Source organism: Alkalihalophilus marmarensis DSM 21297 (genome assembly GCF_000474275.2).
In the GTDB taxonomy this organism is placed as follows: domain Bacteria; phylum Bacillota; class Bacilli; order Bacillales; family Bacillaceae_D; genus Alkalihalophilus; species Alkalihalophilus marmarensis.
Genome location: NZ_ATAE01000056.1, coordinates 22,506 through 35,059 on the forward strand (window position 1 = coordinate 22,506; position 12,554 = coordinate 35,059).

The following is a 12,554-nucleotide window of genomic DNA, read 5'->3' on the forward strand; positions in this document are numbered from 1 at the left end:
TGTGGATCTATGCAGATTGATAAATTGAGAGGTAGAGAATTAGATCAATTGTTCAATGCGATCTTGTCGCTTAAAGACCTTGATGAATGTTATGAGTTTTTTGATGATCTATGTACTATAAATGAAATTCAGTCACTTGCACAGCGTCTTGAAGTAGCACGTATGCTTAGAAATGGGTATACATATCACAAGATTGAGACGGAAACAGGTGCAAGTACGGCAACAATTTCGAGGGTGAAACGCTGTTTGAACTATGGAAATGACGGCTATAAAATGACCCTAGAGAGAATTAAAGAAGAAGAGCCGGTTGAGGAAAAATAAGCAGTTAAGGCATGAGGTTTATCTATAAACCTCATGCCTTTTTACATTCTCAAGATGTTTACTTTTCCTTAATTACGTGTATTACCTTATTAACAGATTGATTATGTTAAGACTAAATAGGAAACCAATTTGGAGGTATATACGATGTTAACGAATGAGCAACTACAAACATTAGAAAATAAACTGCTTCAGATGAAAAAGGAAATAGAAGACCGAGTATCAGATGAGGCGAGCGAGGCAGACTTAGAAAACCAGGGGGAGGATACGGGAGAATTATCCAACTACGACAACCACCCTGGTGATCTTGCAACCGAGCTGCATGATCGTGAATTAGAAGCAGCTCTTGATCAGCATTCCAAAGATGAACTAGAAGAAATTAATCAAGCCCTTGCTGCAATAGAAGATGGGACGTACGGAATTTGTGAAGTGTGTGGTGAGCCGATTCCTTTTGAGCGGCTAGAAGCTCTCCCGACAGCTAGACGCCGGATCGAGCATGCGGATGTGAATATAGAGGATGAAACAAGGAGACCGGTAGAGGAAGAAGTGATGAATCCAACGATCGCAGCTCGTGAAGAGGAAGAAAATGAATTGATTTATGATCGAGAGGACACGTGGAGAGATATTAGCGAGCATGGGACGAGTGAATCGCCCTCTGATCTAACGGATCCTGAAGAAGGTTATAATCCAGAGCCGACAGAAGAGGAGCCGATGACGGAGCTAGACCAACAAAAAGTAGCTGATATTAAAGGAAATGACTCTGGCCGTACGTCAGATCGAAAAGAGCATAGGTAAGAAGAGGAGAGTAACTTAGAATTCCTCTTTAACAGAGAGATACATGAGAAATCATGTGTCTTTTTGTATGGCGGCAATCTTCTTGTCTATTTTCCTCCCAAATCCCGTGCATCTGGCGCTGTTTCATACTACAATAGTAAAAATGTCTGAAGGAGTGACGAGATTGGAGAAGGAGCAATTACAACGAAGAATAGCAGCCGCATCTAAACGAGAAAAGGCAGAATTGGTATTAAAGAACGCCACAGTGGTGGATGTATTTAATGTAACCACATATAAAGCAGATGTTGCGATAAGTGACGGAATGATTGTTGGTTGCGGGGATTATAAAGGCGAGATTGAGATTGATATGAGTGGAAAGTTCATTTCTCCATCCTTTATTGATGGTCATGTTCATATTGAATCGGCGATGGTACCTCCAGAAGAATTCGCTAAGGTCGTTCTTCCACACGGGGTAACGACGGTGATCGCTGACCCGCATGAAATAGCCAACGTAGGCGGACTTGAAGCTGTTTTATATATGATTGAAGCGTCGAAATACCTTCCGCTTGAGGTGAAGATCATGGCACCTTCTTCTGTTCCTGCCACACCATTTGAACATAACGGAGCTTCTTTATCAGCAGAAGAAGCAGGGAGTCTTATGAAGGAAAAAGGTGCGTATGGATTAGCTGAGGTGATGGATTATCCTGCGGTGTTAAATGGAGACGAAGAGATGGTCACGAAGCTGCTTGCTGCACATCAAGAAAATAGAATCATTGATGGTCATGCAGCCGGACTTGATGAAACAGCGCTGAACACTTATTTAACTGCAGGGATTAGAAATGACCATGAAGCAGTGCGTGCGAGTGAAGCAGCAATGAGAACAGCTCGCGGGATGTATGTGCTGATGCGGGAAGGAACAGCGGCTAAAGATATGGAAGCGTTAATTGGAACCGTCACACCGTATAATGCTAGAAGGTACGTGTTTGCTACAGATGACAAGCATTTAGATGAATTAATAGAAGAAGGAAGTATTGATGCCAGTGTGCGTAAAGCAATCAAGTTAGGGATGGATCCTGTACAAGCGGTTCAACTTGCGAGTTTAAATGCGGCTGAATGCTTTGGGTTGAAAGATAAGGGAGCGATTGCACCAGGCTATCAAGCTGATTTTCTTGTGCTAAATGATTTAGAGAAGGTGGAAGTTGAAGCTGTATACGTTGCGGGGGAGAAGGTCGTTGAAGGCAACAAATTTGTCACTGAACTGAGAGTCGAAATTGAGCCGCCTTCTTATTTATTAGACAGCGTCCGTATGAAAGAGTGGGATGTGGCCTCATTTAAGCTTCCACTTGCATCAAATAAAGCGAAAGTCATTGGTGTGAAGTTAGGCTCGATTGTGACAGAAGCATTGGTTGAAGAGGTGAAGATATCAGATGGAGAATTCATACCATCTGTTGAACAGAACCAATTAAAACTTGTCGTTGCGGAACGTCATCATGAGCTTGGCCATGTTGGGGTCGGAATTGTAAAGGGGATTCCTTTGAAAAAAGGAGCCATTGCTACCACTGTGTCCCATGATTCTCACAATATTATTGCTTTGGGTACAGATGATGAGAGTATTGCTGCTGCGATTAAGGAGCTAGAGCGTATAAAGGGAGGGATGGTTGTAGCAGATCATCAAGACATTCTCGCAAGCTTACCCCTTCAAATTGGCGGCTTAATGTCATCTGAGCCTTATAAGATGGTGAACCGCCAGATTAAAGAAATTGATGAAGCATTGAAGAAGTTAGGTTATGAACAGGATAAGAACCCGTTTTTGACCTTATCTTTTCTAGCGCTCCCAGTTATTCCTGCACTTAAGCTAACAGATACCGGATTATTTGATGTCTCGCAATTTGCTCATGTAAAAATAGAAGCTGAATAAGAAAAACAGGCTGCGGACGAATCGCAGCCTGTGTTTCTATTGTACGTTTTCTACTTCTACTGTTCGGGAGATTTTAGCTGACGATCAGCTTCCATAGAAGGAGCAGTATGACTCTCCTTCTGCAATGAGAGAATGTAGTTGTACACTTTAATCATCTGCTCATCGATTAAGTGATATAACATCATATGAATCTCTTCTTTTGTAAGGGACATATCCTCACCCTTTCTGATTGTATATCACCCTTCCTCCTTAATCTCCTTTACCCGATGAGGTTGAAAATAATCACTTACATCCTAGTAATTTCAACTGCACCCTTTTGCAGGTATTGATATAAATTCAACGCCATGTGCACATCAAGAAATTGGCGGCTGTCTTGAAAATCTACTTCTAAAATCGTTTCTACACGTTTAAGTCGATAGGCTAAGGTGTTCAAATGAATATGCATCGCTTCGGCTGTCTTTTTTACATTTTGATTGTGATCAAGGTAGAGTATAAGAGTTTCTAGCAACTCAGTTTTTTTAGATCGTTCATACTGAAGAAGCGGGCCTAGTGTCTCTTCTACAAAATCAGTTAACTCTTCTTTTGTGTTTTGCAAGAGAAGCCTCTGAACGCCTAAGTCATGATATCTTAACTCATCAATCTGCAAATCGTAGCTGCGCAAAAATTGGATGCATTTCGAAGCCTCGTGGAATGACTTTTTCAGTTGGGTTAAATGGGTGTAGCTTCTGCCGATCCCGCATTGAATGTCAGTCTTCCATTCTTTCAGCTGTATTTGTTGTTTTATGTACGACAATAGTTCGTTTAATTGATATTCCCTCGTCTCTCTGGCAGATGGATGTTCAAAAGAGATTGCGACAAGGATTTGCTCATTTTTAGCAACGGCTACCCCGCTGTGCAGATGCTCATCAATATATTTTTGAATGAGGACAACCATCTGTCTTTGCAAGTGATTATCGTATTGATTGGTCACATCAAATTCTCTAAAACGAAGCATAAATGAAGTGAAATGCCCTTTCTCAGAAAGGTTAAGATGCTTCGCCCTCTCAAAGAAAGCGCGGTCCACATTTCCGGAGAGTAATTCTTCGATAAATTCGCCTTTAAGCGTTTGTTCTGTATCAAAGGCAGCTTGGTTCTTAAGAATCTCTAAAGATATAACAGCGCATGCATGACCTAGAGCTGCCAAAATCATCTCGCTGATCTCACCATCTGCAAGCAGCGCAAGTACTCCTAAATTCCCTTCTGCCGATCCAATAGGAAGTAACACTACAGAGACGTCGCCTAATTGTTTACAAGTGAGTTTGATAGGGCTAATAGGATTCGTTTCATTTGCAGCTTCTTCTAATGAGTTTAGGAGCGTTTGCGTTTCGGCCGGTGTAAATGGCGAATCTATAGTACTTGCCATCACATGGCCAAGCTCACTTATTAAAATGGCATGATAACCAATATTTTGATAGATATAATGCATGATTGAGCTGAGCCCTTCACCATGTAACACAAGGTCGGTTAAATTGGAGTGGATATCAATAGACCGTTTTAATAGAGCATTTTGTTCTACCATCTTCTCATTTAAGTGCTGCATCTCATTCAGGTGTTCTTCTTTTGCTTTGTAGAGATTTGCTTTTTCTAATGCAACGGCTGCTTGGTGGGCGATTGCTTCGACAAGGTTAATGTCTTCCTGTGTAAATTCTTTATTAGAGTAAAAACAGTCAAGGGTAATCACACCGATAGACTTACCATCGCGGATAATTGGAGCACATATGGCAGCAGAAGGGTAGTGAGGGATCGCTTTTTCAAGTTCTATGAAACTGGTTTTATTCATCGAAGAGGTTGTTTTCTTTATTAACTCCTGTGTTGGAAATACTAAGCAGTTCTTAGCCAAAAAAGCGAGGCCTGTCATAGATTCTCCAGGTGCAAGACGGACGTTATCAATATTATGCAAGCGAAACCCTTGTGATGATTTGGGCAGAAGAACATTCTCTTTTTCATCATATAAAAAGAGCACGCCGCCGTCAGCCGCATCAATCGCATTAATGGTTTCTCTCATTATCGAATCTATTGTGTGATCGATATCAACAGATGAATTCAGGACGTTTGATACATCCATTAAAAGCTTAAGCTGTTTTCGATTTAATGTGTCTTCCATTGCTCGTCCACCTCTAGTTGTCTAATCTTCAGTCTTTTATTAATTTACAGAATCATTATACTATTCATTGTACTATGTATTTGAAGGTAAAGGTATGTGTCAGTTAATAAAAAATGAATTCATATATTATCGATTTAAACAAAAAAATGAATTAGATCGTTTGTCTTTCTTGCAGTAATGCGGTGAATTAGATAAAAATGTTGTGATATTTCTAAATAAGTAGCATGGATTTTGTTACATTAACAGACTAAATCTATGTATAATCATAACTATCAAAATTATCTGATAATAAAAAGGGGGAGAAAATGATGCAGCCGAATACACAACAAGACGTCACAACAGAAAAGAGATCTGGATTGTTTACGATGTTTCTTAACATGATTGAAAAAGTAGGGAACAAGCTTCCAGATCCTGTAACGCTTTTCATCATTTTTGCTGTGCTAGTCATTATCGCTTCGCATTTTGCTGCCATGGCAGGAGTGAGCGTGATTAACCCGGCAACGGATGAAACGGTTGAAGCGATCAGTCTTCTCACGCGTGATGGAATTCAAATGATCATGACACAAATGGTCACAAACTTTGCTCAATTCCCGCCGCTTGGCCTGGTGCTCGTAACAATGATCGGCGTTGGCGTAGCTGAGGGAGTAGGACTTATATCTGCTTTATTAAAGAAAGTGGTACTGGGTTCACCGAAAGTTCTTATTACTGTATCAATTGTATTTGCTGGTATTTTAGCGAATATGGCTGGAGACGCAGGCTTTATCGTCCTGCCGCCGATCGCAGCGCTTGTCTTTATGAGTGTAGGACGCCATCCAATTGCAGGGATGGTAGCGGCATATGCTGCGGTTGCAGGGGGCTTTAGTGCTAACCTTATTGTAAATATGCTTGATGCTCTTCTTGCTGGATTTACGCAAGAGGCAGGCCAGATTATTGATTCTGAATTCATTGCCAATCCAGCAATGAACTATTATTTCTTAGCAGGTTCGGCATTTATTATTGTTCCTCTCGCTGTTTGGATCACAGATAAGATCGTTGAACCGCGTTTAGGTACATACACAGGACCACAGATGAAACTAGAGAAGCTCACAGCACTTGAGAATAAAGGATTAAAGTGGGCAGGGGTGACAACACTAGCGTACCTTGCTGTCATTGCTTTGATGATTGTTCCTGAGAGCGGCGTTCTTCGTGCAGATGATGGAGGAATTGTTATTTCACCGTTCATGAGCTCGCTAGTACCAATTATTATGGGACTATTTCTATTCCCTGCGTTGACGTATGGTTTTATCACAAAAACTGTGCGTTCTGACAAAGATGTCGCAGATACGATGGCGAAATCTATGGGAACGATGGGGATGTACATTATCCTGGCATTCTTCGCGGCTCAATTTATCTCGTATTTTAACTGGAGTAATTTAGGGATTATCTTAGCGATTTCAGGAGCCGATCTCTTGAAAAGCTTGAATTTTACAGGTCTGCCATTGTTAATCGGCTTTATCATCATTAGCGCTGGATTGAATTTATTTATTGGAAGCTCTTCGGCAAAATGGGCGATTTTAGGACCGGTATTTGTTCCGATGTTTATGCTGCTTGGCTATGATCCGGCATTCACGCAGCTGGCTTATCGAATTGGCGATTCGATTACAAACCCGATTACACCAATGTTTGCATATTTTGCAATCTTGCTCGCGTTAGCTCGCCGTTATGATAAGAATCTTGGTCTTGGATCGTTAATTGCGGTTATGCTCCCATATAGCATTTTCTTTGGGATCGCATGGATTGTTTTCTTTATCATTTGGTATTTCATTGGTCTGCCGCTTGGCCCAGGAAGTAATATTTTCTTATAAGATAGGAGTGTACGTGTTATGCAAACGATTTTTACAGATGAGCGCTTACTTGAAGGGGTCAATCAATGTGCAGAATATCCACATATTGACCCTGCCACACTTGCTAACCGAATCTTAGAGCTTGCTGCATTTGGCAAGACGGCTGACGGCGGTGTCACTCGTTTCGTTTATACGGAAGAAGAGAAGCAGGCTAAGAATTTATTTGTCAGCTGGATAAAGGAAGCAGGGCTTGAGGTAAGAGAAGATGGATTTGGGAATCTATTTGCAAAATATACAGGAGAGGACCCTGATCTGCCGGCAGTGATGACGGGATCTCACTTAGACAGCGTTCCTAACGGTGGTTATTTTGACGGACCACTTGGCTGCGTCAGCTCTTTTATGGCGATTGAGGCTCTTATGAAAGAAGGGAAGCGCCCTAAACGTTCGATTGAATTCGTGATTTTTGTTAATGAAGAAGGATCAAGGTTCAATAATGGGATCTTTGGCAGCCAGGCGTTGATGGGCGAAATCACAAAAAAAGAGCTTAACACTTACCGTGATAAAGAAGGCGTGAGTATTGCTGAAGCAATGAAGGAACAAGGATATGATCCTGAGATTGCCTTAGCTGGTAAATGTGAGAAGAGTGACATTCATGCGTTTTTAGAGCTGCATATTGAACAAGGAAAGCAGCTTGAATTAAACAATGAAAAGATTGGAATCGTGAGTGGTATTGCAGGACCGACTTGGCAATCATTTACGTTCCTTGGAGAAACAGATCATGCAGGGAATACTCCAATGCATCTGCGAAAAGATACGTTATGTGCGGCAGCTGAATTTATGCTAGAAGTAGAGAAACTTCCAAGACAAATAAATGAAACGGCTGTTGCGACTGTAGGAAAGATTGATGTCTCGCCAAACGGAGCAAACGTTATCTCTGGTAAAACGAATATCATCGTAGATGTAAGAGATATTGATAAGGAAAGTTTAGTTGAGCTGAATAAGAGAATTGTCTCGAGAGCGAGTGAAATAGCAGAGCGTAGAGGCATTCAAGTAGAGCATGAGGAATTAACGAAAATTGATCCAGTTGTTGTTCCCGAGTCCATTCAAGAATCAATTAAAGCATCTTGTGAGCGGCATCAGCTGGCTTATCGTTCGCTTGTCAGCGGAGCAGGACATGATGCGATGATTATGGGCAAATACGTACCATCAGCCATGGTGTTTGTACCAAGTGTAAACGGTAAAAGCCATTCACCTGAAGAGTTTACGCATTTAGCTGATTGTGTAGACGGTGTAGCAGTGATGAAAGATGTATTGTGGGATTTAGCAAACGAGTAAAGAGATAGAATTGATTAGAAAGAAATGGGGCAGGCAGGAACGAAACGGGTTAGGTTTTGAGAGGGAAAGTATGAACAGCATAGAATAAGCGTACAAATTAGCAGGGTTTGTACGCTTATTTTTTTGGTGATCAGAAATTTAAATCGAATTTATTTTTTCTGTTATCTTAATGAACAAAATTACAAAATAATAGGCCTGAAAAAGCCAACATATGGGTAGAGGGGAGAAAGGAGGTTGTTTGTAATGGAACGTAGAGATTCTCAACAAGGTATGGATAAATTATTAAGACAACTGGAAAGTGACTATATAAAAGCCGTAAAAGGCAATGAAAGCACAACTGTAGAAAGCTTCATTGAGCAGTTTTTGTATGATTCTTGGGATTATAATGATAAAAATTTAGAAGACATCAAGAGTGTTTTGAGCCGTTATTCAAATGGTCATATTTATCAAGGGACTTTCAGCAAATCATTCACCGAGATGCTCAAGCATCTGAAAATGAAACTCCAACAACTTGATCCGGCCATGGAATATCCTGTTCTTCACACCAATAATGGAGCATCACTGTTAGTTGCTTTTGTCGATGGGTTGGTCATCCAATACTATGTAGGTATTTATAATGTTGAAAAGTTAAGAGAGATGACTCCATACATAAAGGGTGTCATTCTCCATGCTTTAAAAACAGAAGGTACAGAAGCGATTGAACTAACTTAACCTGCATTTTAAGAAGAAAGTGCATGGGTGTAAAAAATAACATTGATCGCTTTTTTAGCAAAGCAGGGGCTGCCAGAGGTCATTCTATAATGATCTTATGGGAGCCCTGTTTTTATTGTTAAATCCAAAGTTAGAAAGGATGAGAATGTCAATATATCAAGCAAATCTTTACAACGTAACATTGTTATGTTACGTTAGAGGCTAGAGGTGAAGAGGATGGATGAAGTGTTAATCTCGAAAAAAGATTTATTAGAACAAACGGACATTACATACGGACAGCTCTATCGTTGGAAAAGAAAAGAGTTAATACCAGAAGAATGGTTTATCAGAAAATCAACGTTTACCGGACAAGAAACCTTTTTTCCTAAAGAAAAGATGATCGAAAGAATTACTAGAATTAAAGAACTAAAGGATACGCTGTCATTAGATGAATTAGCAAAGGCTTTATCTCCAAAGAAGAAGAATATCAACATATCATTAAAAGAATTACTTGAACAAAACATTGTTTCAGTTAATGCTGCTTCTATTTATGAAGAACAACTTGGTGAGCTTGATACAGTTACCTTCAAGACGTCGCTATATTTATATCTTTTAGATAAATCGTTGGAAACTGGAGAAGTGGGATGGGAAGAAGGAAAACAAATCGTCCAAACATTACATGATCACTTCCATAAGTTAGAAGACAAGCGCGCTTCTTTAATTGTGTTAAGAAAAATGGGTGTTGTAACAGTGTTGCTTATTACAAACTCTGATGATTTCTATGTTGATGAAAAAACAAAAGTGGCTGTGTTACTGGACGTTGAAATTGAATTAGAGGCGTTAATGAATTCCTTAGTAAAAGGAGGCTTTTAAATGACAAAGGACAAAAATAGAAATTTAAAAGTTCTAGGAGAAGGAAGGTATCCTGGCGGCGACTATGAAAAAATTAAAGTCACTGGAAAAGGGGAAATTTATGAAGACCTTCGTTCCAAAGAAACCAAGGTTATTGGGGAATGTCATATAAATGGAAATGCGACAATGGAACAAGTGCATGTAACGGGTGATCTTATTATAGATGAAAGATTAAGCAGTAATGAACTAAAAATTGTTGGAAAGCTGCAAGTTAAAAAGTCGATAAAAGCAAATAAGCTTGATATGAGAGGTTTTCTAACGGGTGCTGAAAATGTGGAGCTGGAAGAAATGAAGCTTGAAGGGGGCTTTAACATCTCAGGATTGTTGAATGTTGGCGATTTGCAGGTTAATTTACTAGTAGCTCCTAGCAGAGTCTTTGAAATTGGCAGTGAGAAAATCACCGTTAAAAGTAGAAGTTACATGAAACGTTCTTACACATTAGAAGCAGAAATTATAGAAGGAGATACCATTTATCTAGAACATACTACAGCAAAAATAGTGAGAGGAAATGATATTGAAATAGGTCCGAATTGTCATATTGAAAAAATAGAATATAGATCTACGTTTAAAAATAATGAAAAAGATTCAAAGAATATTTTTCAAGTTAAACAAATTTAAGAAAAAGGGGGAGCTTGGGATGGCTCAAAAAGCAAAAGGGGATTTAATTCTTTCTGGCAATAGTGAGTCAGGTGGTGGTTCATTTATAAGGGTTGAGATAAACGGTCAAGGAGCCATACATGATGGTGTAGAATGTAAAGATTTTGAGTGTAACGGCTCGGTAAAAATAAATGGAGGTATCACATCACAACGGGCTGTTATCAACGGGAGTACAAAGGTACAGGGAAGTCTTTCCTCTGAGCTGGTTGAGGTGTATGGTGATTTAACAATAGACGGAAATACATCTTTTCAGAAAATGAAAATCAAAGGGCATACACGAGTAAAGCAATCTATAAAAGGAGACGACATTCTTCTTGAAGGCATTATTAAGGTAGCTGGGGACTGTGAAGTGGAGAAAGCAGAGCTAAATGGTGCTTTTACCATTGATGGGTTACTAAATGCAGATCAGGTTGAAGTCATCTTACACGGGAAATCATCAGTGAAAGAAATTGGAGGAGAAGTAATTACGGTTAAGAGAAATCGGCAACCCATTCTGCATTTAGATAAATTAATTAAACCGCTAAGTAAAGAATTACAGGCTGATATTATTGAAGGTGACATAGTTAAACTAGAATATACGAAGGCAAACGTTGTACGTGGAAAGACAGTAGAGATCGGACCTGGGTGTGAAGTTGAATTTGTTGAGTATAGCAGTGATCTTAATATATCGGAAAAAGCTGTTGTAAAAAAGTCGGAGAAGTTTTAAAAGAGGCAGAGATTTGTTAAATAATTTATCTTGACCTTAGCCGGTTGAAAAAATTAAACTTACGGATAAACAAAACGCACTGATTTCATAATCAGTGCGTTTCTTGCTTACTTACTTGATTCTACCTCACTCTAATAAACCTCTTAGCTATACTTCTCTTCGTAATACCTCGGAACACGCTTGCTGACCGCGCAAACAATCTCATAATTAATCGTCCCTGTTAATTCAGCCATCTCATCGATTGGAAATTCCACATGATCGCCAAGCGCAGCATCTGGTATATGTGTTACATCGATCATCGTCTGGTCCATGCACACGCGACCTAAAATCGGTGCTTTTTGGCCGTGTAAAGTGACGAACCCTTTATTAGATAAGGCCCGGGAAAGACCGTCGGCATATCCGATCGGCATCGTAGCTACAACTTTTTCAGATGAGAGTTTATGCGTTCTCCCGTAACTAATTGATGAGCCTTCAGGAAGTTTTCTAAGCGATACAATACTAGAAAATAACCGCATTGCCTGAGTAAGTTCAATTGGGAATTCTAAGGAAACGTCCGGTCTTAACCCGTACAGGCTGATGCCGACACGTACCATATCAAGATGTTTATCCTTATGAAAGAGAGTTCCGGCACTGTTACAGCAATGTTTAATCGGGACGTTCATATCGACTTCTTCTATTGCCTCAATAAATGATAAAAATCGTGCAAATTGTTCATCTGTGTACGTAGACTGCAGGTTATCAGCTTCAGCAAAATGGGTGAAAATACCTTCTACTTCAATATTGTTATGTTGATAGAGAGGAGTTATGACGTCGAGCAGCTCTTCTTTGGTCTGCACACCTACTCGGCCCATTCCTGTTTCCGTTTTTATATGAACCTTTATTGGCGATTCGGCCTCAGAAGCCATCTCAAGCAAAGCATCCCGAACATCAGTAGAAAACACAGTGAGTGTAATATTGCGAGAAATCGCTTCTCGTAACGCATGTGGAGAGGTATAGCCTAACACTAAAATAGGTGCTTCAATTCCTGCATCCCGAAGCTCAATCGCTTCATCAAGAATGGCTACCCCTAAATAATCTGCCCCGCCGCTTAAGGCTGACCTAGCTGCAACAATTGCCCCGTGTCCATACCCGTCTCCTTTTACAACTGCCATTAAACTGCATGCAGGAGATTGGAGGGAAGCTTTAAAAGAAGCTGCATTTTCTTTTAGGGCTTGTAATGAGATTTGTGCATAGGTGTTTCTAAAACTGCTCGTCTTCATCTGGCAAACTCCTTTTACA

The 12,554-nt window shown here is 40.1% G+C and carries 12 protein-coding genes; 9 read left to right on the plus strand and 3 right to left on the minus strand.

Translation table 11 applies throughout. The features are described from left to right. Positions 1-9 precede the first annotated feature (9 nt). The 3 genes from A33I_RS17785 (at position 10) to ade (ending at position 3,010) form a co-directional block, all read left to right on the plus strand. Entirely contained in the window at positions 10-321 is a 312-nt protein-coding gene (locus A33I_RS17785; RefSeq protein ID WP_012957366.1) for a YerC/YecD family TrpR-related protein, read from the plus strand. A gap of 144 nt (positions 322-465) precedes the next feature. Next, positions 466-1,113: a TraR/DksA C4-type zinc finger protein gene (locus tag A33I_RS17790; RefSeq protein WP_022629669.1), complete on the plus strand. Its 648-nt coding sequence runs from the start codon at positions 466-468 to the stop codon at positions 1,111-1,113. A gap of 142 nt (positions 1,114-1,255) precedes the next feature. Further along, a complete protein-coding gene (gene ade, locus A33I_RS17795) occupies positions 1,256-3,010 on the plus strand; it encodes an adenine deaminase (RefSeq protein ID WP_031311815.1) in 1,755 nt (584 codons plus the stop codon). 56 nt (positions 3,011-3,066) lie between these two features. Here ade and A33I_RS20975 read toward each other — a convergent pair whose 3' ends face one another. Both A33I_RS20975 and A33I_RS17800 read right to left on the minus strand, forming a co-directional pair. After that, positions 3,067-3,222, minus strand: a complete 156-nt coding sequence (locus A33I_RS20975) for a hypothetical protein (RefSeq protein WP_022629671.1) — start codon at positions 3,220-3,222, stop codon at positions 3,067-3,069. 74 nt (positions 3,223-3,296) lie between these two features. Beyond that, complete coding sequence (locus A33I_RS17800) at positions 3,297-5,153, minus strand: helix-turn-helix domain-containing protein (RefSeq protein ID WP_022629672.1); 1,857 nt, start codon at positions 5,151-5,153, stop codon at positions 3,297-3,299. A gap of 308 nt (positions 5,154-5,461) precedes the next feature. On the opposite strand from A33I_RS17800, the gene A33I_RS17805 reads away from it, so the two are divergent. From A33I_RS17805 to A33I_RS17830, 6 genes are all read left to right on the plus strand, one after another. Beyond that, a complete protein-coding gene (locus A33I_RS17805; protein WP_022629673.1) occupies positions 5,462-6,997 on the plus strand; it encodes an AbgT family transporter in 1,536 nt (511 codons plus the stop codon). Positions 6,998-7,015: 18 nt separating this feature from the next. After that, complete coding sequence (locus tag A33I_RS17810; protein ID WP_022629674.1) at positions 7,016-8,311, plus strand: Zn-dependent hydrolase; 1,296 nt, start codon at positions 7,016-7,018, stop codon at positions 8,309-8,311. A 243-nt stretch (positions 8,312-8,554) separates the two neighbouring features. Continuing rightward, the gene (locus A33I_RS17815) at positions 8,555-9,022 is read left to right on the plus strand and encodes a hypothetical protein (protein ID WP_022629675.1); all 468 of its coding nucleotides are present in this window, start codon (positions 8,555-8,557) and stop codon (positions 9,020-9,022) included. A gap of 216 nt (positions 9,023-9,238) precedes the next feature. Then, the gene (locus A33I_RS17820; protein ID WP_022629676.1) at positions 9,239-9,874 is read left to right on the plus strand and encodes a YhbD family protein; all 636 of its coding nucleotides are present in this window, start codon (positions 9,239-9,241) and stop codon (positions 9,872-9,874) included. Then, the gene (locus A33I_RS17825) at positions 9,875-10,531 is read left to right on the plus strand and encodes a hypothetical protein (RefSeq protein ID WP_022629677.1); all 657 of its coding nucleotides are present in this window, start codon (positions 9,875-9,877) and stop codon (positions 10,529-10,531) included. It begins immediately after the preceding gene. Between the two features lie 19 nt (positions 10,532-10,550). Further along, a complete protein-coding gene (locus tag A33I_RS17830; protein ID WP_022629678.1) occupies positions 10,551-11,276 on the plus strand; it encodes a hypothetical protein in 726 nt (241 codons plus the stop codon). A gap of 143 nt (positions 11,277-11,419) precedes the next feature. Here A33I_RS17830 and alr read toward each other — a convergent pair whose 3' ends face one another. Beyond that, entirely contained in the window at positions 11,420-12,535 is a 1,116-nt protein-coding gene (alr, locus tag A33I_RS17835; RefSeq protein WP_022629679.1) for an alanine racemase, read from the minus strand. Positions 12,536-12,554: the final 19 nt, after the last annotated feature.

Excerpts from the sequence above, each read along its gene's own strand:
- ade (WP_031311815.1), top strand. The coding sequence starts at position 1,256 with ATGTCTGAAGGAGTGACGAGATTGGAGAAGGAGCAATTACAACGAAGA.
- A33I_RS20975 (WP_022629671.1), bottom strand. The coding sequence starts at position 3,222 with ATGTCCCTTACAAAAGAAGAGATTCATATGATGTTATATCACTTAATC.
- A33I_RS17825 (WP_022629677.1), top strand. The coding sequence starts at position 9,875 with ATGACAAAGGACAAAAATAGAAATTTAAAAGTTCTAGGAGAAGGAAGG.
- A33I_RS17800 (WP_022629672.1), bottom strand. The coding sequence starts at position 5,153 with ATGGAAGACACATTAAATCGAAAACAGCTTAAGCTTTTAATGGATGTA.
- A33I_RS17810 (WP_022629674.1), top strand. The coding sequence starts at position 7,016 with ATGCAAACGATTTTTACAGATGAGCGCTTACTTGAAGGGGTCAATCAA.
- alr (WP_022629679.1), bottom strand. The coding sequence starts at position 12,535 with ATGAAGACGAGCAGTTTTAGAAACACCTATGCACAAATCTCATTACAA.
- A33I_RS17830 (WP_022629678.1), top strand. The coding sequence starts at position 10,551 with ATGGCTCAAAAAGCAAAAGGGGATTTAATTCTTTCTGGCAATAGTGAG.
- A33I_RS17815 (WP_022629675.1), top strand. The coding sequence starts at position 8,555 with ATGGAACGTAGAGATTCTCAACAAGGTATGGATAAATTATTAAGACAA.
- A33I_RS17805 (WP_022629673.1), top strand. The coding sequence starts at position 5,462 with ATGCAGCCGAATACACAACAAGACGTCACAACAGAAAAGAGATCTGGA.
- A33I_RS17785 (WP_012957366.1), top strand. The coding sequence starts at position 10 with ATGCAGATTGATAAATTGAGAGGTAGAGAATTAGATCAATTGTTCAAT.
- A33I_RS17820 (WP_022629676.1), top strand. The coding sequence starts at position 9,239 with ATGGATGAAGTGTTAATCTCGAAAAAAGATTTATTAGAACAAACGGAC.
- A33I_RS17790 (WP_022629669.1), top strand. The coding sequence starts at position 466 with ATGTTAACGAATGAGCAACTACAAACATTAGAAAATAAACTGCTTCAG.